Annotated in this window: 22 protein-coding genes; 15 read left to right on the top strand and 7 right to left on the bottom strand. The window is 68.5% G+C overall.

The window, feature by feature from the left end; translation table 11 throughout:
• Positions 1 to 11: 11 nt before the first annotated feature.
• Positions 12 to 1598 carry an ABC transporter substrate-binding protein gene (locus tag OL599_RS13380; protein ID WP_264714283.1) on the bottom strand — a complete coding sequence of 529 codons (1587 nt, stop codon included), beginning with the start codon at positions 1596 to 1598 and terminating at the stop codon, positions 12 to 14.
• A gap of 98 nt (positions 1599 to 1696) precedes the next feature.
• Here OL599_RS13380 and OL599_RS13375 point away from each other — a divergent pair, with 98 nt between their 5' ends.
• Genes OL599_RS13375 through OL599_RS13365 form a run of 3 tightly spaced genes read left to right on the top strand, consistent with a single transcriptional unit; the run spans position 1697 to position 6221 of the window.
• A complete protein-coding gene (locus OL599_RS13375) occupies positions 1697 to 3889 on the top strand; it encodes a N,N-dimethylformamidase beta subunit family domain-containing protein (protein ID WP_264714282.1) in 2193 nt (730 codons plus the stop codon).
• Entirely contained in the window at positions 3886 to 4929 is a 1044-nt protein-coding gene (locus OL599_RS13370) for a malate/lactate/ureidoglycolate dehydrogenase (RefSeq protein ID WP_264714281.1), read from the top strand. Before OL599_RS13375 ends, OL599_RS13370 begins: the two co-directional genes overlap by 4 nt.
• 14 nt (positions 4930 to 4943) lie before the next feature.
• Positions 4944 to 6221, top strand: coding sequence for a Gfo/Idh/MocA family protein (locus tag OL599_RS13365; protein ID WP_264714280.1), 1278 nt, complete (start codon positions 4944 to 4946; stop codon positions 6219 to 6221).
• Positions 6222 to 6255: 34 nt separating this feature from the next.
• Here OL599_RS13365 and OL599_RS13360 read toward each other — a convergent pair whose 3' ends face one another.
• The gene (locus OL599_RS13360) at positions 6256 to 7392 is read right to left on the bottom strand and encodes a M20 family metallopeptidase (protein ID WP_264714278.1); all 1137 of its coding nucleotides are present in this window, start codon (positions 7390 to 7392) and stop codon (positions 6256 to 6258) included.
• A gap of 122 nt (positions 7393 to 7514) precedes the next feature.
• Between OL599_RS13360 and OL599_RS13355 the strand changes: the two genes are divergently transcribed.
• The 3 genes from OL599_RS13355 (at position 7515) to modC (ending at position 11156) form a co-directional block, all read left to right on the top strand.
• Positions 7515 to 9215, top strand: a complete 1701-nt coding sequence (locus OL599_RS13355) for a M28 family metallopeptidase (protein WP_264714277.1) — start codon at positions 7515 to 7517, stop codon at positions 9213 to 9215.
• A gap of 178 nt (positions 9216 to 9393) precedes the next feature.
• On the top strand, positions 9394 to 10080 hold the full coding sequence (gene modB / locus OL599_RS13350) for a molybdate ABC transporter permease subunit (protein WP_264714310.1): 687 nt from the start codon (positions 9394 to 9396) through the stop codon (positions 10078 to 10080).
• The gene (modC, locus tag OL599_RS13345; RefSeq protein ID WP_264714276.1) at positions 10077 to 11156 is read left to right on the top strand and encodes a molybdenum ABC transporter ATP-binding protein; all 1080 of its coding nucleotides are present in this window, start codon (positions 10077 to 10079) and stop codon (positions 11154 to 11156) included. Before modB ends, modC begins: the two co-directional genes overlap by 4 nt.
• Before the next feature lie 33 nt (positions 11157 to 11189).
• Here the strand turns inward: modC and OL599_RS13340 are convergent, their stop codons facing one another.
• From OL599_RS13340 to OL599_RS13320, 5 genes are all read right to left on the bottom strand, one after another.
• On the bottom strand, positions 11190 to 12917 hold the full coding sequence (locus tag OL599_RS13340) for a tetratricopeptide repeat protein (RefSeq protein ID WP_264714275.1): 1728 nt from the start codon (positions 12915 to 12917) through the stop codon (positions 11190 to 11192).
• Between the two features lie 30 nt (positions 12918 to 12947).
• Positions 12948 to 14123 (bottom strand): TIGR03118 family protein, encoded by a 1176-nt coding sequence (locus OL599_RS13335; protein ID WP_264714274.1) that lies wholly within the window; start codon positions 14121 to 14123, stop codon positions 12948 to 12950.
• Between the two features lie 315 nt (positions 14124 to 14438).
• Complete coding sequence (locus OL599_RS13330; RefSeq protein ID WP_264714273.1) at positions 14439 to 15332, bottom strand: efflux RND transporter periplasmic adaptor subunit; 894 nt, start codon at positions 15330 to 15332, stop codon at positions 14439 to 14441.
• An 8-nt stretch (positions 15333 to 15340) separates the two neighbouring features.
• Positions 15341 to 15541 carry a DUF1656 domain-containing protein gene (locus OL599_RS13325; RefSeq protein ID WP_264714272.1) on the bottom strand — a complete coding sequence of 67 codons (201 nt, stop codon included), beginning with the start codon at positions 15539 to 15541 and terminating at the stop codon, positions 15341 to 15343.
• Positions 15538 to 17589 (bottom strand): FUSC family protein, encoded by a 2052-nt coding sequence (locus tag OL599_RS13320; protein WP_264714271.1) that lies wholly within the window; start codon positions 17587 to 17589, stop codon positions 15538 to 15540. The genes OL599_RS13325 and OL599_RS13320 overlap by 4 nt, the downstream gene beginning before the upstream one ends.
• Before the next feature lie 218 nt (positions 17590 to 17807).
• Here OL599_RS13320 and OL599_RS13315 point away from each other — a divergent pair, with 218 nt between their 5' ends.
• The 9 genes from OL599_RS13315 to rpiB all read left to right on the top strand — a co-directional run bounded on the left by OL599_RS13315 (position 17808) and on the right by rpiB (position 24835).
• Positions 17808 to 18551 carry a FadR/GntR family transcriptional regulator gene (locus OL599_RS13315; protein WP_264714270.1) on the top strand — a complete coding sequence of 248 codons (744 nt, stop codon included), beginning with the start codon at positions 17808 to 17810 and terminating at the stop codon, positions 18549 to 18551.
• Between the two features lie 22 nt (positions 18552 to 18573).
• On the top strand, positions 18574 to 19467 hold the full coding sequence (locus OL599_RS13310; protein WP_264714269.1) for an NAD(P)-dependent oxidoreductase: 894 nt from the start codon (positions 18574 to 18576) through the stop codon (positions 19465 to 19467).
• Entirely contained in the window at positions 19467 to 20372 is a 906-nt protein-coding gene (locus tag OL599_RS13305) for an amidohydrolase family protein (RefSeq protein WP_264714268.1), read from the top strand. The genes OL599_RS13310 and OL599_RS13305 overlap by 1 nt, the downstream gene beginning before the upstream one ends.
• A gap of 133 nt (positions 20373 to 20505) precedes the next feature.
• Positions 20506 to 21402, top strand: a complete 897-nt coding sequence (locus OL599_RS13300) for an NAD(P)-dependent oxidoreductase (RefSeq protein ID WP_264714267.1) — start codon at positions 20506 to 20508, stop codon at positions 21400 to 21402.
• A 13-nt stretch (positions 21403 to 21415) separates the two neighbouring features.
• Positions 21416 to 22093 carry an amino acid ABC transporter permease gene (locus tag OL599_RS13295; RefSeq protein ID WP_264714266.1) on the top strand — a complete coding sequence of 226 codons (678 nt, stop codon included), beginning with the start codon at positions 21416 to 21418 and terminating at the stop codon, positions 22091 to 22093.
• A gap of 2 nt (positions 22094 to 22095) precedes the next feature.
• Entirely contained in the window at positions 22096 to 22770 is a 675-nt protein-coding gene (locus OL599_RS13290) for an amino acid ABC transporter permease (RefSeq protein WP_264714265.1), read from the top strand.
• Complete coding sequence (locus tag OL599_RS13285; protein WP_264714264.1) at positions 22767 to 23504, top strand: amino acid ABC transporter ATP-binding protein; 738 nt, start codon at positions 22767 to 22769, stop codon at positions 23502 to 23504. The genes OL599_RS13290 and OL599_RS13285 overlap by 4 nt, the downstream gene beginning before the upstream one ends.
• Before the next feature lie 25 nt (positions 23505 to 23529).
• Positions 23530 to 24315: a transporter substrate-binding domain-containing protein gene (locus tag OL599_RS13280; RefSeq protein WP_264714263.1), complete on the top strand. Its 786-nt coding sequence runs from the start codon at positions 23530 to 23532 to the stop codon at positions 24313 to 24315.
• Between the two features lie 70 nt (positions 24316 to 24385).
• Positions 24386 to 24835 carry a ribose 5-phosphate isomerase B gene (rpiB, locus tag OL599_RS13275; RefSeq protein WP_264714262.1) on the top strand — a complete coding sequence of 150 codons (450 nt, stop codon included), beginning with the start codon at positions 24386 to 24388 and terminating at the stop codon, positions 24833 to 24835.
• The last annotated feature ends 34 nt before the right edge of the window (positions 24836 to 24869 follow it).

Raw genomic sequence — 24869 nt, 5'->3', positions numbered from 1 at the left:
CCTCGCGGTGGTCAGTTGCTGAACCACACGTTGGACATGCGCGGGATGCGGAAGGGCTTGAAGCCCTGCACATTGGCGCGCACGCCCTGAACCTTCGTCAGCGAGCCGAACGGCAGCGCGTAGACCCGCTCGTAGATCAGCGCCTGCATGCGCGCGAACGCCGCCTGCCGGTCCTTGGCGTCCGGCTTGCTGTTCATGTCGTTCCAGGCCGCCATCAGATCGGGATCGTCCTTGCCATCCTTCGGCTTGTAGTTGGCGTTGGGCGGGGTGAAGAACTGCATGGTGGCGAGCGCGCCCAGCGCCGGCTGGGTGCCGTAGCCGGTGAAGAAGAAGTTCCAGCCGGTGTCGGGCTTCAGCTGCATGTTCACCGAGGTCGGCCAGTCCACCACCTTCAGTTCGGCCTTGATGCCGACCGCCTTGAGCTGCTCGGCCATTACCAGCGCCGCATTGTACATGGACGCGTAGTCCTTGTTGGTGAGCAGCACAACCGGCTCACCCTTGTAGCCGGACTGCGCCAGGAGCTGCTTCGCCTTGGCGGGGTCCTTGATGTTGTAGAACTCCTTGCCCGCGTCCGTATAGCTGGGCTGGTTCGGATACTGGAAGCCGACATTGAGCCGGTAGTTGCCGTCGGTCGCGGCATCCATGATCTCGTCCATGTCCAGCGCCGCCTGCACCGCCTTGCGGAACAGCACGTTGTCGGTGGGCGCCACCGACGTGTTGGGCGCCGCGACCTGGATCCACCAGTTCAACAGCGGCACGATGGCGATGTTCTTGTCCTTCTTGAGGTCATCGAGCGCCTTCGTGGGCAGATCCTCGACGCCCTGCAGCTCGCCGGTCTTGAGTCCGGCCACGCGCGCGCCAGGTTCGGTGACGATGCGGAACGTAACCGTATCGAAGCAGGCCTGCTTGTAGCCGCCGAAGCCGGTCCGCTCCTCGAAATGGGTGTTGGGCGTGTAGCCGTCGTAGCGCTTCAGCTTCACGTGGCTGCCGGGGACGAAATCGACGAGCTGCCACGGGCCGGTGCCGATGGTCTTGAGCTGCATCGGGGCATCGTCCTTCTGCTCGGCGGGCACGATCACCACCGGGACGGAGAACGAGCTGAGCAGCTCGATGAAGGTGGGCTGCGCTTCCTTCATGCGGATGATGAAGGTGGACGCGTCGGGCGCTTCCCACTTGTCGACGTTCTTGAACATGCCGCGCTCAAGGCCGAGGCGCGCATAGCGGTCGAACGAGGCGACGACGTCGGCCGAGGTCATCGGCTTGCCGTTGTGGAACTTCACGCCGTTGCGCAACTTGAACGTGTAGGTCAGGCGATCGGGCGATTCCGTGTAGGAATCCGCGAGATCCGGGATCGGGTTGTTGTTCTCGTCGCGCGTGATCAGCGTCTCGAAGATGTTCATCGCGACGTTGCGCGTGGAAATCGTGTTCGAGGCCGGCTGGTCGAGGCTGTTGACGTTGGCCTCCTGGCCGAAAACAAAATCGCCGCCGACACGTGGGCACTTGAACGGAGCCGCAAGGGCTGGAACTGTGCCGAACGCCATCGCGACGCAGGCCACGGTGGCTGCCAGGCCTGAGCGGGCCAGGATCGCTTTCTCCATCGACGTGTCTCCCGGATGTTGCGACGCAGCAAGGCGTCGAGATCCAAATCTTCGTGGACGGTTGGTAGTGCCGTCAAGCCAGACCCCGGAATGAATGAATGAAAAACCAGGAACTCCCGATCACCGGCTATCTCGACCGCTTCTCCCACCGGCCAGGCGAACGCTTTTCCGCGCATGTCAGCCTGCGCGACCCTGGCGCCTATCGGGCGCGGCTGGTGCGCGTCATCGGCGGCGACGCGAACCCGGCCGGGCCGGGGCTGCGGCTTGCCGATCTCTCGCACGTCTTTGCCCGCGAACTGCAGGGGCGCCGGCAGGCTATCCGGTTGGGATCGCACGGCATTGTCGACCATGGGCCGGTGCGGGCGGCGGGTGCGGCGTGCACCTGGACGGCGCTGGTCTGGACCGCGATCCCCCAGTCGGGCGGCACCGTCCTGGCCGAAGAAGGCGGTGGCGCGGCGGTCGCCTTGGCGGTGGGTGCGGCGGGCGCATGTGCGTCCCTCGCCTGGCCGGGTGGAGCGGTGCGCGTGGAGACGGCCGTGCCGCTGCAGCCACGCCGCTGGTACCGGCTGTGGCTGTCGGCCGATCCGGCGACAGGGCGGGTGGTCGTCGGGCAGCGGGCGCTGGGCGATGACGCGGCGGTGGCCGTGCCGGCGGACGCGCCGGGCATTTCGCTGCCGTCCGGCGGCGTTGTGCTGTTCGCGGCCGAGCATGCCGTGGAGCCGCGCGGGCATTTCACCGGCAAGATCGAGGATCCGGCGATTATCCCCGGGTTTCACGCCACGTGGCCGGAGGCGCTTGTCATGCCGGATGGCGGCGCGCTGGCGGCCTGGGACTTCGCGGACGGTATCGGCAGCCAGAGCGTGACCGACACCGGGCCGCAAGGCTGCCACGGGCGGCTGGTGAACCTGCCGACGCGCGCCGTGGTCGGGGCCCGCTGGAGCGGGCGGGAGATGTGCTGGCGGCACGCGCCGCGCGACTATGCCGCGATCCATTTCCACGACGACGACCTCGACGATTGCGGCTGGGAGGCGGATTTCGACTGGACGGTGCCGGACGACCTGCCCAGCGGCGCCTATGCGCTGCACCTGTCCTGCGCCGGCGGCGAGGACTGGCTGCCGCTCTACGTGCTGCCCAGGCGGGCCGGTCCGTTCGCGAAGGTAGCGTTCCTGGCATCGACGTTCACCTACCAGGCCTATGCCAACCATGCGCGCGGCAATGCCGACGCCGCGTATCTGGAGCGGGCGCAGGCATGGGGTGCGTATCCGCACAATCCCGATCAGTATCCGATCTATGGCCGGTCCACCTACAACCGGCACAGCGACAACAGCGGCATCGCATTTTCGTCGCGCCGGCGGCCGGTGCTGACGATGCGGCCGGGGTTCATGACGTTCAACGATCCGCGCGGCTCGGGGCTGCGGCACTATCCGGCGGACACGCATCTGCTGGCCTGGATGGAGGCGAAGGGAATCGCCTTCGACGTGATCACCGACGAGGATCTGGATGACGAGGGCCCGGCGCTGCTGGCGCCGTATCGGGTGGTGCTGACCGGATCGCATCCGGAATACCACACGGCGAACACGCTGGATGCGCTGCAGGCCCATACGCAGCATGGCGGCCGGCTGTGCTATCTCGGCGGCAACGGGTTCTACTGGCGGATCGCCCGCGATCGCGACCGGCCGCACATGATCGAGCTGCGCCGGGCCGAAGGCGGCATCCGTGCCTGGGCGGCCGAGCCGGGCGAGTATTATCATCAGATCGACGGCCAGTACGGCGGGCTGTGGCGGCGCAACCGGCGGCCGCCGCAGATGCTGGCGGGGGTGGGATTCTCGGGCCAGGGGCGCTTCGAGGGGACCTATTACCGCCGCCTGCCCGCCTCGTTCGACCCCGCCTTCGCCTGGATGTTCGCGGGCGTCGACGGCGACACCATCGGCGATTACGGCCTGTCGGGCGGTGGCGCAGCGGGGTTCGAGCTGGATCGCGCCGATCCGGTGCTGGGCACGCCGCCGCAGACGGTGATCCTGGCACGGTCTGAGAATCCGCCGGCCTCGTTCGTGACCGTGCCGGAGGAGCTGCTGTCGCATCTCGCCACCGTCACCGGCGAGCCGCCGGCGGAGTTGATGCGCGGCGAGATCGTGTATTTCGACACGCCCTCCGGCGGCGCGGTGTTCGCTGTCGGCTCCATCACCTTCTGCGGCAGTCTGTGGCGGGAGGGTCCGGATGGCGGAGGCTTCACCGGGCCCGTCTCAAGACTGCTGGAAAACGTCGTACGTCGCTTCTCGGGGGAATCATGATCATCGACCATACGTCTCTGCGCGCGCTGACGGTGCGCATCCTGCGTGCCGGCGGCAGTGCGCCCGAGGAGGCGGACACCGTCGCGGACCACCTGATCGAGGCGAACCTGTCCGGCCATGACAGCCATGGCGTGGGCATGCTGGTGGCCTATTGCCACAACCTGGAGACCGGCACGCTGGTGGCGAACCAGGCGCCGGAGATCGTGCAGTCGTCGGACAACATGGCGGTGTGGGACGGGCATGGCGGCTATGGCCAGGTGATCGCGCGGCAGGCGATGGCGTGGGCGATCGCGGCCGCGCAGAAACATGGCGTGGCGGTGCACGGATTGCGCAACTCGCATCATATCGGCCGCGTCGGCACCTATGGCGAGATCGCTGCGCGCGCCGGGCTGGTGTCGATCCATTTCGTCAACGGTGCCTCCGGCCCGCCGCCGGTGGCGCCGTTCCGCGGCCGTGAGGGGCGGTTCCTGACCAACCCAGTCTGCATCGCCATTCCCGGCACCGCGCAGACCGCGCCGGTGATCCTGGATTTCGCCACCAGCCGCATCGCCCTGGGCAAGGTGCGTGTGGCGAACAACGCAGGCAAGCCGGTGGTCGAAGGCGCGCTGCTGACGGCGGAAGGCCAGCCGACGACGGATGCCGGCGTGATCTATTCGCAGCCGCGCGGCGTGGTGCTGCCGTTCGGCGAGCACAAGGGATCGGGCCTTGCGCTGATCTGCGAGATCCTGGCCGGCGCCATCGTCGGCTCCGGCACGTTGCAGACCAATACGCCGCCGGATCGGGGCATCGCCAACGGCATGCTGACGATCGTGATCGATCCCACGCGAATGTCGACGCGCGAGTACATGGAGACCGAGATCGACGGGCTGATCCGGTGGGTGAAGTCGGCGGCACCGGCCGACCCCGATCTGCCGGTGCTAGTGGCGGGCGAACCGGAGCGGATGGCACGGGCGGAGCGCATGGCGAACGGCATTCCGGTCGACGACACCACCTGGGCGCAGATCCGCGACGCCGCGGCCCGGTTGCAAGTGGCGATCTGACAGGAGGCCGGGCGATGACGATGACACCACTTGCGGAGCTGCGCGTCGGCTTCGTGGGCGCGGGGTTCATGGCGCGGTTCCATTTGCAGTCGCTGCTGGGCGTGCGCAAGCTGCGGGTCGCCGGCGTGTTCGCGCCGACGCCGGCGCGGCGGCAGGCCTTCGCCGACGACGCCAACCTGATGGACCTCGGGCCGTGCCGGGCGTTCGACAGCCTGGAGGCGATGCTGGCGAGCGGCGAGATCGATGCGATCTGGCTGGTGACTCCGAACCACGTGCGGCTCGATGCGATGCGGGCCATTCATGCCGCGCGGCGGGCCGGGCAGACCGGCGTGTTCGCCATCGCCTGCGAGAAGCCGCTGGCGCGCACGCTGGCGGAGGCGCGGGAGATGCTGCGGCTGGCCGAGGATGCCGGCCTGATCCATGGCTATCTGGAGAACCAGCTGTTCTCGACCGCTGTTCAGCGCGGCCACGACATCATCTGGCGCCGTGCCGTGCCGAACACGGGACGGCCGTATATCGCGCGGGCGGCCGAGGAACACAGCGGGCCGCATGAGCCGTGGTTCTGGAACGCCGGGCAGCAGGGTGGCGGCGTGCTTTCGGACATGATGTGCCATTCCGTGGAGGTCGCGCGCTATCTGCTGACGGCGCCGGGCGAAACCCGCGACGCGCTACGGCTGCGCAGCGCCAATGCGAGTGTCGCGACGCTGAAATGGCGGCGCCCGGCCTATGCCGAGAAGCTGCGGCAATCGTCGGGCGGCGCGGTGGACTACGTGAACCGGCCGGCCGAGGATTTCGCGCGGGGCATGCTGACCCTGGAGGACCCTGACGGGAACGAAGTGGTGATCGAGGCGACGACGTCCTGGGCCTATGTGGGGCCGGGTCTGCGGATCACCCTGGAGCTGCTGGGGCCGGAATACGCCATGGAATACAACTCGCTGGGCACGGGGTTGAAGGTGTTCCTGTCGCGCGCCGTGTCGGGCCGCGCCGGCGAGGACCTGGTGGAGAAGCAGAACGCCGAACAGGGCTCGATGCCAGTGCTGGAGGACGAAGCGGGCGTCTACGGCTATACGCTGGAAAACCGGCATTTCGCCGACTGCTTCCGCCGACGCGAGGCGCCGATGGAAACGTTCCGTGATGGCGTAGCCGTGGTCGAGATGCTGATGGCGCTGTACCGCTCCGCCGAACTGGGCCGTACGGTGATGCTGCCGGATCCCGCGCTGGAGACTTATGTGCCGGAGGCGGCCCGCCGCGACCAGAGCACCATCGCCATAGGTGGAACCACCGGACGATAACGTTGTTCGTGGAAACAGGAAGCCGGACCGGCGGTCACGCCAACGTCTCGAACAGGCCCAGCAGAAGCTGCGCGCGCGGGACCAGCGAGGAGACGTAAAGCTGTTCCTCATGGGTGTGGGCGCCCTTCCCGTCCACACCCAGGCCGTCGAGCGTGGGGGCGATCGCAGCGGTGAAGTTGCCGTCGCTGCCGCCGCCGGTGGCGAGGTCGGCGAGCTCGAAGCCGAGGCCGGCGGCGATGGCCTTCGCGTGTTCGAACAGCGAAGCGATCTCGCCCGATTTCTCGTAGCCGGGACGGTTGAGGCCGCCGGTGATCTGCAGCGTCACGTCGGGGTCGTAGGGTTTGAGCGCCTGCACGCGCGCGATGGCGGCGGCAGCGATTTCGGGGTTGGGAACACGCATGTCGAACTCGGCATGCGCCTCGGACGCGACCACGTTGGCGCGGGTGCCGCCGGCGATGACGCCGACATTCACGGTGAGGCCGGTGGCGTAGTCGGTCATCGCTTCGAGGGCGAGGATCTGGCGCGCCAGTTCCTTGATGGCGCTGCGGCCGTCCTGGTGGCGGGTGCCGGAATGGGCGGGCACGCCGCGGACATGGATCTCGAAGCGCGCGGTGCCTTTGCGCGCGGTGACGACTCGGCCGCCTTCGCGGGCGGGTTCCGTAACCAGCACATAGCGGGCGCGGCGGGCTTCGCGCTCGATGATGTCGCGAGAGGTGCCGCTGCCCACTTCCTCGTCGGACAGCAGCAGGTGGCGGATGGGCAGGCTGGTCTCGCGGCCCGTGCGCACGAGGTGGCGCATGGCGGCGAAGGCCAGGTGGGCGCCACCCTTCATGTCGTAGATGCCGGGACCGAAGGCGCTGTCGCCTTCCACCCGGAACGGCAGCTTCGTGGCCAGGGTGCCGATATCGTGCACGGTGTCGGTGTGGCTGAGCACCAGGATGCCCGGGCCGTCACCGCCCCAGGGGGAGGTAATCAGAAGGTGATCGCCGAAGCCGTCGCGGCCGGGAATGCGCTCGATGCGCGCGCCGATGGCCGCGTAGTCCTGCTGCACCTGGTCGGCCATGCGGTTGACGGCGGCCGCATCGGTGGTGGGGCTTTCGATTTCCACCCAGCTGCGGATGCCCTCGAGGATTTCGGTCTGGTCCAAAGGCGGCAGGTTCGATGTCGGCATCCGGCTCTCCGTTCGCGCGTATCGGTGCACGGTAGGACGCGTTCCGGCGTCGTGGCCACCCTCTTTCCCCGCGCGTGCGACGCCGTTACGGTTGACGCCTTCCGACAGCAGGACATCACCCCATGCCCGATCCCACTCTCGTTTCGCTCGTCGAGTCCGTCAGCGCCCCTGCCATGATGGCGCATCTGCGGGAATTCGCCCGCTGGGTGAAACTGTCGGGAACGGCGGAAGAAATGGAAAGCCTGCGCTATGTGCGGGCGCGGCTGGACGAATACGGGTTCCGCACACAGATGCTGCTGCACGATGCGTATATCAGCCTGCCCGGGCCGGCGCGGGTGACGGTGGACGGCTCGGCGCTGAAGGCGCTCACGCATTCCCATTCGCAGGCCTCGCCGGCCGGCGGGGTCTCAGGGCCGCTCGTGGATGTCGGCGAGGGCACGGCGGCCGATTTCGCCGGGCGCGACCTGCGCGGCTGCATCGTGCTGGCCGAGGGGATCGCCAATCCGGCGGTGGCGCGGCGCGCGTCCCTCGCCGGCGCGGCGGGGCAGTTGCATATCAGCCCGCATCATCACCTGCATGAGATGTGCATCTCGCCCGTCTGGGGCAGCCCGAGTGCGGAGACATTGGCGGAGATGCCGACGACGGTGGCCTGCACGGTGTCGCATGCGGACGGGATGGCGCTGCGTGAGCGGCTGGCGCGCGGCGAGCAGCCCGGCGTGGTGTTGCATGCCGAGGTGGATACGGGCTGGCGCAAGACGCCGATCCTGGTGGCGGAGATGGACGGGCCGGATGGCGGCGCGGACGAGCCGTTCGTTCTGTTCTCCGGCCATCACGACACCTGGTATTTCGGCGTGATGGACAACGGTGCCGCCAACGCGACGATGCTGGAGACGGCACGGCTATGCGCGAGCAGGCGGGGCGAGTGGGCGCGCGGCCTGCGGCTGTGCTTCTGGTCCGGGCATTCGCACGGGCGGTATTCCGGTTCGACCTGGTATGTGGACGAGCACTGGGACGAGTTGGAGCGGCGATGCGTGGCCCATGTGAACGTCGATTCCACCGGCGGCATGGGCGCCACCGTGCTGGAGAACGCAGCCGCGGTTTCGGAGCTGACGCCGCTGGCGGCGGAGGCCATTCGCGAGCGGACGGGGCATCAGTACCTGAGCAAGCGCAAGTCGCGCTCCTCGGACGATTCGTTTCCCGGGATCGGCATCCCCTCGATGTTCGGGGCGCTGAGCGAGCAGCCGCCGGGGCCGGTGAAGATGCGCAACAGCCTGGGCTGGTGGTGGCACACGCCGGAAGACACGATCGACAAGCTGGACGAGGCGTTCCTGGTGCGCGACACGAAGGTGTTCGTGCACGTGGTGTGGAAGCTGCTGTCCGATGCCGTGCTGCCGCTGGACTACGCGACGCACGCGCGGGCGCTGCTGGCGGAGCTGGCGGGCATCGGCGCGGCCCTGGGCGGGCGGTTCGCGCTGGAGACGCTGGTGCAAGGGGCCGAGGCGCTGCGCGACAAGGCCGAGGCCGTGGCGGCGCGCGCCGAGGCGGCCGGGCCCGAGGAGACCGCACGGATTAACCGCGCGATCATGCATGTGTCGCGGGCCCTCGTGCCGGTGGACTATTCGCGTGGCGACCGGTTCGCGCATGACCCTGCCCTGCCCCAGCCGCCCTGGCCGGCGCTGCAGCCGGTGCGCGACCTGGCCGCGACCGCGCCAGGGTCTGATGCGGCGCAGTTCCAGACCGTGAGCGCGATGCGCGCGCGCAACCGCGTGGCGTTTGCCTTGCGGCAGGCGAACGAAGCGCTCGACAGCGTATTGCACGATTGAGTCGCGCACCGACCGGCAACCGCGCTTCAGTGCCCCCGGGCTACAGCAGCGTCTCCACCATATGCGGGAGCATTGCCTGGCAGCCTTCGCCGTAGGGGCCGAGTTGTTCGATATGCACAATCCACTATAACGTTCGCGGCCCGCCACAGGTCGCTGCGGGCCGAGACGGAGGTGGCCGATCCTATCGCCGGAGGAATGGGACGCGGTACGGCTGACGCTGGCCGTGGCAGCGCGTGCGGTGGGCTTCGGCCTGCCCGTCGCGGTGCTGGCGGCCTGGGTGCTGACGCACGGCCGCTTTCCTGGCCGCACGCTCATGGACGCGCTGGTGCATCTGCCGCTGGTGCTGCCGCCCGTCGTCACCGGTTGGCTGCTGCTGATCGTCTTTGGTGTGCGCGGCCCTGTGGGCGCGGTGCTGCATGACTGGTTCGGCGTGCGACTGGTCTTTACCACGGCGGGGGCCAGCCTGGCCTGCGCGGTGATGACCTTCCCGATCATGGTCCGGTCCGTCCGGCTGGCGCTGGAAGCCGTGGATCCGGGGTTGGAACAGGCCGCGCGCACGCTCGGGGCCAGCCGGCTGGACCGGCTGTTCACCGTGACGTTGCCGCTGGCTGCACCGGGCATCCTGGTCGGCGCCGTGGTCGCCTACGCCACCTGCCTGGGCGAGTTCGGCGCCGTGATCACGTTTGCCGCCAACATCCCCGGCGAGACCCAGACCCTGCCGCTGGCCATCTATGCGGCGTTGCAGACGCCGGATGGCGAGGCGGTGGCGGCACGGCTGTCGCTGGTGGCCATGGGGCTGGCGATGGGCGGGCTGCTGCTGTCGGAATTCCTGGGGCGGCGGCTGAACGCGGCGATCGGGCGATGACATTGTCGGTCGCGCTGCGGCACCGGTTCGCGGGCGCCGCCATGGATATGCGGTTCGAGGCGCCGACCCCCGGCGTGACCATGCTGTTCGGCCCGTCCGGCGCGGGCAAGTCCACGGTGATCGCGGCCGCCGCAGGATTGCTACGGCCGGAGTTGTGCCACATCGCCGTAGACGGGCGGGTGCTGGCCGACACCGAGGCCGGCATCTGGTTGCCGCCGGAGCGGCGGCGGGTGGGGCTGGTATTCCAGGACGCGCGGCTGTTCCCGCACATGTCGGTGGCCACCAACCTGCGCTACGGGCAGCGGCGGGCGCCGGCGGGGCCGATCGGGTTCGACGATGTCGTGGAACTGCTGGGCATCGGCGCGTTGCTTGAGCGCCGGCCACGGACGCTGTCGGGCGGCGAGCGGCAGCGCGTGGCCATCGGCCGGGCGTTGCTGGCGCAACCGCTGCTGCTGTTGATGGACGAGCCGCTGGCGAGCCTGGACGCCGCGCGCAAGGCGGAGATCCTGCCCTACCTCGCCCGCCTGAAGACCGCCTTGCGGCTGCCGGTGCTGTACGTGACGCACGCGCTGGAGGAGATGGTGCGGCTGGCGGACTCCGTGGTGCTGATCGAGGCCGGGCGCGTGGTGGCCGCGGGGTCGCTGGCCGAGATCGCCGCGCGCGGCGACTTGCCGCTGGGCCTGCGCGACGACGCGGGCGCGGTGTTTGCCGCCCGTGTCGCGGCGCATGACACGGCGCGGCGGCTGACGCGGCTTGATGCGGCGGGTACGCCGATCCTGGTGCCGCTGGTGGCCAATGCGATCGGCACCGGCGTGCGCGTGCGCGTTCCGGCACGCGAGGTGATCCTGGCCCGAGAGGCGCCCGTGGGGATCAGCGTGCAGAATGTGCTGCCCGGGACGGTGCGCGCGATCACCGAGGACGCGCCGCGCCATGCCGCACTGGTCGAGGTGATGACGGGCAGCCGCGCCGTGCTGGCCCGCGTGACGCCGGATGCGGTGGAGCGGCTGGGCCTCGCGCCCGGCGCCGGCGTGATCGTGATGTTCAAGTCGGTCGGCGTGGAGGTGACGCCGGAATAGGGCGTGGCGACAGCTTCTGCGCCGGCGCACCGGCTACGACAACGGTGCCAGTTGCCGCGCGGCTTCCGGCAGCCCCTGGTCGGCGGCCTGCTTCAGCCATTTTCGGGCCATCGGGATGTCGCGCTCACCCGCCACCCCGCGCGCGAGATACCAGCCGAGCAGCATCTGCGCCTGGGGATGTCCGCGTTCCGCCGCGGCGAGGAACCAGCGCTGCGCCGCCTTGGGATCGGCCGCCACCGCATAGCCGCCGTTGTGCAGCGCCCCGAGTGCATACATGGCCCCCGCGTGCCCCCGCGCCGCCGCGCGCTCGAACAGCGCCTTGGCGGCTGGATGGTCGCGCGGGCCGCCACTGCCGCTGACCATCATCTCCGCCAGCGCCACCTGCGCATCGACGACGCCGATCGCGGCCGCCCGCGCGATCCATGTGCGGCCTTCGATTGCATCGGCCGGCACGCCGCGCCCATCGGCAAGCATCCGCCCGTACCAGTATTGCGCAACCGGGATCGCCCTGGCGGCACGGCGCAGCCATGCCACCGCCTGACGTTCGTCGCGCCTCGCACCGATGCCCTCGGCCAGGCAGACGCCGAGGTTGCAGGCGGCCATCAGGTCGCCGGACGCGGCCGCGTCCTGGAACTGCTGGCGAACCGCCACGAGGTCTTCGGGCTTGCCGCCGGCGCCGGTCAGGACGAGGTTCGCGAGGTCGGTTTGCGCCAACCGGTCGCCCGCTTCGGCGGACAGGCGCAGCCAGTGTGCCGCCTCGTCGGGATCGCGCGGCACGCCGGCGCCGGACAGGTGCAGCCGCCCGAGCCGGCGCCCCGCGGTCCTGTGTCCGGCTTCGGCGGCGCGGCGCAGCCAGATCGCCGCCTCCGCGAAATTCGCAGGGAGCTTGCCGTGCCCGGAATACAGCTCGGCAACCAGTGCGGCGGCGGTGGGTTCGCCCGCCAGCCCGGCGCGCCGCAACCAGGTTTCGGCCTCATCGGGATTCCGTGCAACGCCGCGCCCCTCGAGCAGGGCCATCCCCCAGCGCGCCTGCGCGACGTGGTGGCCTTTCTCGGCGGCCGTGCGATAAAGTTGCGCCGCGGCGACTTCGTCGCGCGATGTGCCGGTGCCGCGCTCGGTCATCACGCCAAGCATGCAGATCGCCGCCGGCAGGCCCGCCTCGGCCGCGCGACGCAGATACGCGACGATCAGCCGCTGATCCTTTTCGTCCTGCGCCGCCTGGGCAAGCGACTGCGCGTAACCGAGGGCGCCCTGCGGGCAGCCGGCGTCCGCCGACCGCTTATACCAAAGCCACCCCTCCTCGGGATTGCGCATCTGCTCGGGGCCGCAGGTCAGCAGGAAACCGAGCACCGCCTGCCCGTCGGGCGAGCCGGCCTCGGCGGCCCGTCGGGCCCATTTCTCCGCCGCGGCGAAATCCGGATTCCCCACGGCGCCGTCGGTGAACAACGCGCCCGCCAGCCGGTCGGGCGCCGCGCACCCACCGTGGGCGTGCTGCAAGGCGAGCAGCCACTGCGCCGCGACGCAGCCCAGTTCGGCGGCGCTTTCGAGCCAGCGCATGGCTTCGACCCGGCTGGGGGGGACGCCCGCGCCCTCCAGGTAGCAGCGCCCGACCCGGTATCGCGCCTCCGCGCTGCCCGCCTTCGCGGCGCGGACGAACAGCGCAAACGCGTCCGCCGCCCGCGCCTGATCGAACAGCCTGTTGCCCCGCCGCAAGGCCGCTGATGGAGACAGGCGGCGGACGAGCACGCCGAGCAACGCCATGCCGCCGATCCCCGCACGCCGGATCTATGGTCAGCCGTTGCCCGAATGGGCGGACGGACCGGTCATCTTCCCCGGATCGGTGTCGGGGGCCGCGGTGAGGCTGCCGAACAGGCCGTGGGCCTCGTTCAGCACGCCCGCCGTGAAGTAGAGCGCGTTCGGGTCGCTGCCGGCGGAGGCATTGCCTGTGGAAAGAGCCCAGAGATCGCCAATGACGATTGGCTTGCCGTCGGGACCGAGCAGCTTGCCCTCGAAGTGGTCGTTCTTCGGATTGAAAGCGTCGATCTTGCCGTCGCCGAAGTTGCCGATCAGCAGGTCATTGGAAAACTCACCGAAATGGGATGGGGCAATCGCCAGTCCCCAGGGCGAATTCAGCACGCCGCCCGATGCAACCCGGTGCAGCATATGGCCGTCCAGGCTGAACTCATCCACGAAGCCGTGGCCGGCGCCGGCCACGTCGTCATGCTTGTCGGCATTCTGCAATGCGAAGGTGACGAATAGCTTCCCGTCGAGGACCTGTACGTTGAACGGCGCGTAGCCCGCGGGCAGCTTCGGGTCGGTGAAGCTCTTCACCGGCATGAAGTTCTGGTCGAACACGTCGACAGTACCGTGGCGGAAATTCGCCGCATAGAGGAATACCCCCTTGGCGGTCTCGCCGATCGCGAGGCCCTTGTAGACGGCGCCTTCGCCATCGCTGCCGGCACTGGGATTGCTGGAATTGTCGACGGCAAGGATCGACTGCGAGCCGCCGTTCCAGCCGGAAATCGTCCCGTCCTCGGTCGCGAAAAGGAAGGCGGCCGGAGATCCGTTGGACAGGGTGAACGCACCCTCGGTTCTGAAGGCGTTGAAGACCTGGCCGGTCGGGGAGGCCGTACCCGGCTGCTGGCCAGGGGGGGTGGCGATCGTCTTCTCGCTGCCGCCGGCAACGACAACCGGATTGCCGGCGCCATCGTTGATCGACGCGACACCGGCGCCGTTGTCCGACACCCAGAACGGGCCGGTTGGGCTGAACGACATTCCCCACGGGTTGATCAGGTCCGGATTGATGTTCGCGGCGGGAACGAAGCCGTCGGAGATCAGATTGGTTTGCGTGTAGGCATTATCGCGATCGTTTTCATGGTGATGGCCATGGCGCCCGTGATCATCGCCACCTTCATGATCGAGCATCGAATCGTGCAGACGGCTGAACATTGAGAGGAGCGAATCCATCATGGTGTCTCCACGCCGATTGCAAAGATCACCCTGGCCCTCGGCGACTCGCCGGGCACCCCGGGCTTCTTCCGCAACACAGACGCCGGTCCCGGCCACTTATTCCCATGCAGTTCGAAGCTCACGCAGAGGTGCGCGTACCGATGCCCGGCCCATTTGCCAAGGACACAGTGTTTCGGCTTCCGCCTGTAGCTGGCTGAAGAAAGCAGGGTCGTCGTCGAGGGCATTGAAGCATCGATTGCTGGCGGACAGCACGGCTGAAGCCGCCATGACCGCCTCGTGATGTCTCTGGCATTGGTGCTGGCGACGTGCCTTCTATTTCGCCGCTTGCGCCGCCGCCTGCTGCGGCAGCACTTCGACCGTCGCCGTCCGCCCGGCCACCAACTCGACTTGCGGCGGCACATGGTCGAGCGTGATGCGGACCGGGACGCGCTGTGCCAACCGGACCCAGGTAAAGGTCGGGTTCACGTCGGCAAGCAGCGAACTGCTCAAGGTCCGCTCGCGGTCGGCGATGCCGGCGGCCACGCTGTCAACGTGCCCGATGATGTCCGCATCCTGGCCCATCAGATGCACCAGCGCGCGGTCGCCGATCCTGATGCGCGGCAGCTTGGTTTCCTCGAAGTAGCCATCGACATGAAAGCTGTCGCTGTCCACCAGCGCCGCCACGCCTTCGCCGGTGGTGACGTAGTCGCCCGGCCGCATGCCGAAATTGGTGATCGTGCCATTCACCGTCGCCTTGACCGCGGTGCGTTCGAGGTTCAGCTGGGCGAGGTTCCGCTCCACCAGGGCCTGCTGGTATGCGGCGGTCGCGATCTGGTCCGCGGCCGCGCGTTGCTGCTGCGCCTCCTCCGACACCGAGAGGTTGGAGAGCGAACGGTAGCGTTTCATCTCCCGTTGCGCCTCCTGGGCCGCCGCCGTCTTGCTGGCCAGGACGGCTTCGGCCACCTGCAGCGCCAGCTCATAGCGTACGGGGTCGATGCGGAACAGGATCTGGCCGACGTGCACCGTATCGTTGTCGTGGACCAGCACCTCGCTGACCAGGCCGGACACATCGGGTGCGACCTGGACCACGTCGGCGCGTACTCGGCCGTCGCGTGTCCAGGGCGCGTCCATGTAGTAGATCCAGAGCTGCCAACCGACGACGGCGGCCATGGCGACCATGACCAGTGTGACGGACAGGCGGCCAAGAATAGCGAGCAGGTTTCTCATTGTGCCAATCAGAGCGGGATCAGGGCGACGATGGCGCCCAGGACGATGACCAGAAGGGCAAGGTCGAACAATGGCCGATGCCAGACGAAACGGTAGAAGCCGAGCGCGCCAAGCCCACGGCGGACGGCCCCACAGACCAGCAGCGCGGCAACCATCCACAGCAGCAGCGGCGAGACGAAGATGCCGTAGAGATCGACTTCGCGGATCATACCGCGGCCTGCAATGCCGGCGGCACAGGAGCAGCCCCCGGCTCATAGGGCGGCGCATCAGGGAACAGGCCGCGCCGGATGCCGACGATCTGCAACAGGACGTCGCGGGTGTTCGCGTCCGGTGCCGCGGTGACGTCGCGGATGGCCCGGTCGATCGCCTCGCGCAGTGCCACCGCCGGTGGTGCCGGCACTTCGCTGCGGTAGTACTTCGCCACCGCCTCAAGCAGCTGACGCACGGCATCGCCCGCCGGGCCGGCCAGGAGTGCGGCGCCGCGCTGCAGATCGACCACGTTCAGCCCGATGCGCAGATCGGTCAGCATGTCCGTGGCCGCCAGCCCCCTGCCGGCCTGCACCGTGGCAAGCCGCGAGACGAGCATGCCGAGCCGATCGATCATCACGCCAGCGAATGCTGACCGGTCACGCGCATCGGGATGGGTGGCGGCGCTGGCGATGTCCGACCAGCCCGCCCGCAGCAGCCGCCACGCGCTCCATTCCGCGCCGACAGACCGCACGATGCCCGTGACCACGGCCGCGGTGCCCATGCCTACGACCAGCCCCAGGCCGTTGCCGGCGAAGCTCGTGAAATCCCCCGAGTAGCGGCCCTGCAGGCCCATCAGCGACGCGCCATTGGCCGCCAGCGCCATGCCGGTGCCGAAGGTTGCCGGCAAGGAAATCAGCAGGCCGACGGGGATGAAGAACACCGCCAGGGCAAGCGCCAGCATCTCGAAGTCGTGAACCATCGGCAGCACCGCGAACAGGTAGACGGTATCGACGATCACCGCCGCGACCGAGACGTAGAGAAGGTTCACGATGGCCGGCGCCGGATCGTCCTGGGCCGCGAAGAACGAGCAGGCGATGGCCGCCATCTGCGCCGCCATCGCGCCGTCCGGCCAGGCCGAGGCGATCCAGAATGTGCAGATCAGGCCGATCGTGAGGGCGGCGGAAAAGCCCGACAGCAGGGCCATGCCGTGGTCCCGATGCTGCAAGGCGGTTGCCGCCTCCTTGCGCGGAATCACGAGCGTCGTGGGCATACGGGGGCTGCCGGACGCGATCTGATCGAGCAAGGCGTGTGCGTCCTGTTTGATCATCGTCAGCTCGCGCAACCGCATGAGCAGGCTCGTCAGCATGATGTCGTTCCAGCGTGATTGCGGACCGAGCGGCAGCTCGAGCCCGGCGATCGTCTGCCGCAGGCGCACGCCCTCCGCTTGCGGCGCGTTCACTCCGGCGCGGACCCAGGCCGCCAGCTCATCGAGCAGACGCCGCAGATCGGGCGTTATCCCGCCCGCCTCGCGCAGTGCTGCAACGCGATCGCCGACGCCGCTCAGCGCCGGAAGGAGCATCAGGATGCGCTGCTGTAGCGCCGTTATCGGCCGGGTGGCGACCTGCAGCTTGGAGGTATCGAAGGCAAGATAGGAGATCAGCATCCCGATCTCCACCGCGTCGGCCGCGAGCCGCCGGCGGATGGCGCGAGTCTGCGCATCCTCGGGCAATCCCGCCAGCGCCTGCAGGGCCCAGGCGTTGGCATCGCGCAGCCAGGACTGGATCCGGAAAGTCAGCACCGAGCCGGCCGGCCGCGGCAAGACGACGCTGCCGACCAGCGTCGTGCACATGATGCCGAGCGAGATCTCCTCGGTTCGCGAGAGCGCACTCTCGAAGATCGCGTCGGGCGCGGCGACGCTGGGGAAGCCGATAATGGCCGCGGTGTAGCCGGCCAGCATGAAGATGTAGCTGCGCGGCGAGCGATCGAGCACCGCGGCGTAGAGGCACAGCCCGGTCCACAGCGCCATTGCGGCGCTCAGCAGTTCCGGCGCGCTCGCGAGGTTGGGGACCAGTACTACGGCCGCCGTCGCGCCCAGCAGCGTGCCGCAAAAGCGATAGAGGGACCTGGAGCGCATGGCGCCGGTCAGCGGCTGCGCCACGATATAGGCGGTGGCCATCGCCCAGTAGGGCCGCTCCAGATCCAGCGCGAGCGCGATCCAGAGCGCGAGCATCGCGCCCGCGAACGTCCTGATCGCGAACAGCCAGTCACGCAGGCCAGGCAGTGTCATCGACCGACCCTCATCCCGCCGGTCCTGCCTGTAGCATAGGCCGACGGGCGCCCTTCAGCACAGATGCGCGCACGCGGGCGGGTTTCCAGATCCTGCGCGGGGCCCGTCCCGGGCATCCGTACGCGGACCGGCCGGAATGTCCTCGCTGATGCCGTGCAGGCTGGTTGACCGCCCATCAGGTGGTCAGTAGTGTGGTCATACCACATCAGGTCAGGCACGTGGAAAAGCCGCAGATCACCCGCCCGGAGGACGCCTGCGGCAAAGGCTTCGACAAGGTCTTCGCCTTTCTGCGTGAACAGTTCCTCGCCGGGGCCATCAAGCCCGGCGACCGGCTGACCCCGGAGCGTGAACTCTGCCAGCGGCTCGGCGTGTCGCGGCCGGTCTTGCGCGAGGCGTTGCGCGCGCTCGCCATGATCGGCGTGGTCGAGATCCTGCACGGCGTCGGCACCATCGTCCGCCGCCCGGATGTCTCGGTGCTGGGCGAGTTTTTTGCCTTCGCCCTCGCCCAGCGGGCGGACATGACCGACGACGTGATGCAGGCGCGCATCGCCATCGAGTGCCAGGCCATAAGGCTGGCCTGCCAGCGCGCCACGCTCGCGGATATCGAGCGCCTGCGCGGCGCCCTCGACCATATCCGGTCCACGATCGACGACCCGACGGCCGGCGCCGAGGCCGATCACGCGTTCCACGACGCGATGGTGCGCGCGAGCAAGTCGGAGACGTTGCTGTGCCTGTATCAGGCCATGGGCGAGGTATTGCGCCAGTCGCACCGCGACCGGCGCGATCTCGTGCGCCGCTACGGCAACATGAAGGACCACGTCGCCCAGGATCACGAACGGCTGTTCCAGGCGATCGTCGCCCGCGACGAGCGCAACGCCGACGACATCCTGCGCAAGCATTTCGCCATCGGCGACGAGTATCGCCGGCGGGCGGCGCTCGCCGATCCGTCGGCGCCGACCTGACCGCATTCCGGGGAGCGCGCATATGAGCAACGCCGCAACGAAGGATGTCATCGGCTTCATCGGCATCGGCCTGATGGGCACCCCCATGACGCTGCGGCTGCTCGACCAGGGCCGGAAAGTCGTCGTGTGGAACCGCGAACCCTCCCGCGCCGATCCGGTGGTGGCGGCCGGTGCAGTCTGGGCCCCGTCGCCGCGCGCGGTGGCCGAGGCCAGCGACATCGTGCTGCTCTGCGTGCTGAACACCGAGGCCGTGTCGGACTGCATCTGGGGCTCCGATGGTGTGGCCGAGGCGGCGCGGGGTGCGCGCCTGTTGATCGACCATTCCACCATCGATCCCGCGGCGACGCGCGATTTCGCCACGCGCCTGAAAGCCAGGACGAGCGCCGGCTGGGTTGATGCGCCGGTCTCGGGCGGGCCGGCGGCGGCGCGGACGGGCACGCTGACGATCATGGCGGGGGCGGGCGACACGGATTGGGTAGCGGCGCGGCCGGTGCTTGCCGATCTCGGCGCCAATATCACGCGCGTCGGCGGCGTGGGTGCCGGGCAGGTCGCCAAGATCATCAACCAGGCGATCGTCGGATCGGGCTTCGTGCTGATGGCGGAAGCGCTGCGCCTGGCCGAGCAGGCCGGGATCGACGCGGCGGCGATACCCGCGTGCCTGGCCGGCGGATTCGCGGACAGCACGCTGCTGCAGCGCGTGTATCCGCAGATGCAGCGCCGCGCCTTCGATCCGCCGTTGAGCTTCTCGCGGCAGTTGCTGAAGGACATGAAGGCGGTCACGGCATTCGCGGACGGCCTGCAGCTCTCGCTGCCGATGGTGCAGACCGCCTGTGCGCGCTACGCCGCGCATGTGGGGCGCGGCCACGGGATGGAGGACAGCGCCTCCATCCTGCGGCTCTATGAAGAGCAGCCGTGATGCAGACGACGCCGCTTCCCATCGTCGATGCGCACCAGCATTTCTGGAATCTCGACCGCAATCGCCATCCCTGGTTGAGCGATCCCGAGCCGATCCCGTTCCGTTACGGCAGCTACGCGGCGCTGCGCCGCAACTACCTGCCGGCCGACTACCGCCGCGACACCGCGCGCCACCGCATCGCGGCGACGGTCCATGTCGAGGCAGAGTTCGAGCCTGCGCGTCCGGTGGCGGAGACGGATTGGCTGACCGCGCTGGCGGCTGCGGAAGGTCTGCCGAGCGCCTGCGTGGCGCAGGCCTGGCTGGACCGGGACGACGTCGCCGATGTGCTCGCGGCCCAGGCGGCTCGGCCGCTGGTGCGCGGCATCCGCCACAAGCCGCGCAGCGCGGCAACGCCCGATGCCGCACGCCGCGGCGCGCCCGGCTCGATGGATTGCCCGGTGTGGCGCGGCGGCTACGCGCTGCTCGCCAGGCATGGCCTGAGCTTCGATCTGCAGACGCCCTGGTGGCACATGGATGCGGCCGCAGCACTGGCCATCGATTTTCCGGACACGCCGATCATCATCAACCACGCGGCCCTCCCGTCGGATCGGTCGGCGGAGGGATTGGCGGCATGGCGCGCCGGGCTGGCGACGGCGGCGCGGGCGCCGAATGTCGCGCTGAAGATCTCGGGGCTCGGGCTGCCGGGGCAGGACTGGCGCTATGACGCGAACGGGCCAGTGATCCGCGACGCCATCGCGATCTTCGGGCCCGAGCGATGCCTGTTCGCGAGCAACTTCCCGGTGGACAGCCTGATCGGCAGCTATGACGCAATTGTCGACGGATTTCTCCGCGCTATCGCCGACCGTCCGGAAGCGGAACAACGGCTGCTGCTGCACGACAACGCGGTGCGCGTCTACCGGCTGTAGACGGCGTGCCCAAGCAAGACCAGACGGAGGCGACAACAATGATCATCACGCGACGCCGCCTCGGCCTCTCCGCCGCCCCCACGTTGGCGGCCTTCCCTTGGCTATCAATCAGACCCCTGTGAACAAGAGACCCATGACAGAACACGCGACACCCGGAACAGTCGGCTTCATCGGCCTCGGCACGATGGGCTGCCACATGGCCCGCAACCTGCTGAAGGCCGGCCACGCCGTGCATGCGTACGACGTCCGCCCCGAGGCAGTGGCGGAGATTTCCGGGGCCGTGCCCGCCGCCAGTATTGCCGAGGCCGCGCGCGCGGCGGACATCGTGATCACCATGCTGCCCGATACACCGGATGTGGAGGCGGTGGTGCTCGGGCCGGGCGGCCTGGCCGACAATCCGCCGCCTGGCGGCATCGTCGCGGACATGAGCACGATCTCGCCGCAGGCCGCACGGCGCATGCACGGGTTGCTGGCCGGGCGCGGCGTGGAATTGATCGACGCGCCGGTCTCCGGCGGGCCGGTCGGTGCGCTCAACGGCACACTGACCATCATGGCCGGCGGCAGCGCGGCCGCCTTCGCCCGCGCGCGGAGCTTCTTCGCCGCCATGGGCACGACGGTTACGCATGTCGGCGGCCCCGGCGCCGGGCAGACGGTGAAGCTCTGCAACCAGGTGATGGTCGCCATCAACATCCAGTCCTGCTGCGAGGCGCTGGCTCTGGCGCGAGCGTCCGGCGTGGATCTTGCGCAGATGCGGGAGGTATTGATGGGCGGATCGGCGGCGTCGTGGATGCTCGATCGGCTCGGGCCGGCCATGATTTCCGGTGACGCCAGCGCGGGTTTCCGCATCGACCTCATGCTGAAGGATCTGCGCCTCGTTGCCGAAATGGCGCAGTCCCTGGCCGTGCCCCTGCCTGGCACCGCACTGGTCACCAGCCAATACGTGGCCGCGCGTGCCCATGGCGAAGGTGGCAACGGCAACCAGGCATTGTTCCGCGTCTACGACCGCATGACCAATCAGGTCCGGGACTGAGCCAGAGGTGGGCGTGGAACTTGATTTCACCACGGTCCTCTCGCGGTGGCCCATGCTGCGCGACGGCGCGCTGCTCACGCTGGAGCTCGCGCTGATCGCGACCACGATCGGCTTCGCGATCGGCGTCGCCTGCGCCGTCGGGCGGCGGGGGTCGGTGCGCTGGATCGCGGCCGCCTGCGGCTTCTACGTGGAGGCTGTGCGCAACACGCCGTTCCTTGTGCAGATCTTCCTGGTCTATTTCGGCCTCTCCAGCCTCGGCCTGTCCCTGCCCGCCTTCACCGTGGCGCTGGTGGCCCTGTCCATCAATGTCGGCGCCTATGCGACCGAGATCATGCGTGCCGGCTTCGACGCCATTCCGCGTGGGCAGATCGAGGCGGGCGAATGCCTCGGCCTGTCGCGCCTGCAGGTGTATTGGCACGTGATCCTGCTGCCCGCGGTGGAACGGGTCTACCCTTCCCTGACCAGCCAGTTCGTGCTGCTGATGCTCGCTTCGTCCGTGACCTCGCAGATCTCGACGGAAGAACTGACGGCGGCTGCCAATTTCATCCAGTCCGACACGTATCGCGCATTCGAGACCTACATCGTCGTCGCAGTCTTCTATGTCGCGCTCTCGCTGCTGATGCGGGCGGGCTTCTGGGCGCTGGGGGGGGCTGTTTTCCCGCGCCGCCGCCGGCTGGGCACGGTGATCTGACCATGATGGGCGGGCATCTCAATGCATTCCATCTCGCCTACCTCGCGAATGGCGCGATGTGGACCGTCGTACTCTCCGCCATGGCTTTTCTTGGCGGCGGCGTGGCGGCTTTCCTTGTGGCCCTGTGTCGCATCTCGCCGCTGCGCATCGTGCGCGTCGCCTCCGGCGCGGTGGTGCAACTGGTGCAAGGCACCCCGCTTCTGGTGATCCTGTTCCTCGCCTATTTCGGCCTTCCGGCGATCGGCTTCTCCGTCCCGCCGCTGCTCGCCGCCGGCGCCTCGCTGACCATCTATGTCGGCGCCTTCCTCGGCGAGGTCTGGCGCGGCGCGATCCTGGCCGTGCCCGCCCCGCAATGGGAGGCCGCCGAATGCCTGGCGCTGTCGCGCACGCAGCGCCTGTTCCAGGTGATCCTGCCGCAGGCCGTCCGCATCGCAACACCGCCCACGGTGGGGTTCCTCGTGCAGATCATCAAGAGCACCTCCCTCGCCTCGGCGATCGGCTTCGTCGAGCTTGCGCGCGCAGGCCAGATCATCAACAACTCGCTGCTGGAGCCTTTCCTGATCTACGTCATCATCGCCTGCGTCTATTTCGCGCTGTGCTATCCGATATCGCGCTGGAGCCGGCGTCTGGAGCGCAGCACCGGCTTCGCCCGGTCGGCGCGGGTGGCCGTGCCATGACCGACCCTGTGGTCCGGCTACACGAGGTCCACAAGAGCTTTGGCGCCCTGAAGGTGCTGGACGGCGTCTCGTTCGACGTTCATCGCGGCGAAGTGGCGGCACTTATCGGCCGCAGCGGTTCCGGCAAGAGCACGGCGCTGCGCTGCATCGACCGGCTTGAACGCATCGACAGCGGGATGATCACGGTCTGCGGCCATGACGTCGCGGACCCTGCCCTCAAGCTGCGCGCCCTGCGCCTCGATGTCGGCATCGTGTTCCAGAGCTACAACCTGTTCCCGCATCTGACGGTGATGCAGAACATCATGCTCGCCCCGCGCTCGGTGAAGGGCCTTGGACGTGCCGAGGCGGTGGATCTCGCGCGCGGCGTGCTTGCCAAGGTCGGGCTCGCAGACAAGGCGGATGCCTATCCCGAGCAGCTTTCCGGCGGCCAGCAGCAGCGCGCCGCAATCGCTCGATCGCTGGCGATGCAGCCGAAGGTGATGCTGTTCGACGAAGTCACCTCGGCTCTCGATCCGGAACTGACGGGCGAGGTGCTGCGGGTGATCGAGGATCTGGCTGCGGGTGGCATGACGATGATCATGGTGACGCACGAGATGGGGTTCGCACGCCATATCGCGAGCCAGGTCCTGTTCATGCATCGCGGGCGCGTGTGGGAGGCTGGACCGCCGGCGATCATGTCGGATCCGGCGACGCCGGAGCTGAGGCAGTTCGTGGGAAGCGAACTGCGGAGATGAGATCCACAAGAAAAGGAAAGTGCCGATGAAACGCCTGATGACTCTCGCGCTTGCGGGATTGTGCCTGTGCGCCCTTGCCCCGGCCCATGCCGACGTTCTCGACAACATCATGGCTGCGAAGAAGATCCGCATCGCGACCGACCTCGCCATTCCGCCGGCGGGCATGGTCGACGACAAGATGCAGCCGACCGGCTCGGACGTGGAGACGGCGCGGCTGCTCGCGAAGGATTGGGGCGTCGAGCTGGAATTCGTGCAGACGACGGGTGCCACACGCATCCCGAACGTGCAGACGGGCAAGGCCGATATCATCATCTCGACGCTCTCGGTCACGGCCGACCGGGCGAAGGTGATCGACTTCTCCAAGGCCTACGCGGTGCTGCAATCCGTGATCGGAGCCAAGAAGGACCTGGCCCTGAAGGGATGGGCCGACATGAAGGGCCGCACCGTCGCGGTGACCCGCGGCACAACGCAGGACACCGAACTGAGCGCGATGGCGAACGACCACGGTTTCCGCGTCGTCCGTTACGACGACGACGCGACGCTGGTGACTGCGGCCGTGACCGGCCAGGCCGACATCGTCGCCACCTCGGCATCGCTGGTGAACCAGATGGGCCAGAAGAACCCCGCGCGCGGGTTCGAGCCCAAGTTCGTCATCCGCAACTTCGATCTGGCGGTGGGCATCAAGAAGGGCGAGCCGCGGCTTGTCGAGAAGCTGAACGAGTGGATCTCGGTGAACCTGAAGAACGGCAATCTGAACGCCATCTTCAAGAAATACTACGGCACCGATCTCCCCGCGGAAATGCGGGGCTGACACTGGCTGCGGCCGTGCGGGCGATGGCTCGCGCGGCCGCGAACTATGCAACTGTTCAAAGGATGGACTCATGAAGCTCGTCGTCGGATCGGACCACGCCGGATGGATGCTGAAGACGCAGGTGCTCGAACATCTCGCCTCGCTCGGTCACGAGGTCATAGACGTCGGTTCGCATGATGATAAACCCGTGGACTTTCCGGACATCGCCCGCAGCCTGGCGGCGAAGGTGACCTCCGGCGAGGCGGCACGCGGCATCATGGTCTGCGGCACCGGCGTGGGTGCTTCGATCGCCGCGAACAAGATGAAGGGCATCCGGGCGGCGGTCTGCCACGACGTCCATTCCGCGCATCAGTGCGTCGAACATGACGACGTCAATGTGATGTGCATCGGCGCGCAGATCGTCGGGCCCTGGCTTGCCAAGGACCTGATCAGCGCCTATCTCGCCGCGGAATTCTCGACCGACGAGGATTTCCGCCGTCGCGTCGCCAAGCTTCATGCGATGGAACAAGGCGCCGGCTGACCGGCGCGCGGCGCCCCCTCTGCCGGCGAACCGC

It is taken from the genome of Limobrevibacterium gyesilva (genome assembly GCF_025989185.1).
Classification (GTDB): domain Bacteria; phylum Pseudomonadota; class Alphaproteobacteria; order Acetobacterales; family Acetobacteraceae; genus Limobrevibacterium; species Limobrevibacterium gyesilva.
Note: the sequence above shows the minus strand (reverse complement) of the source record. Positions and strands in the feature narration are given on the sequence as shown.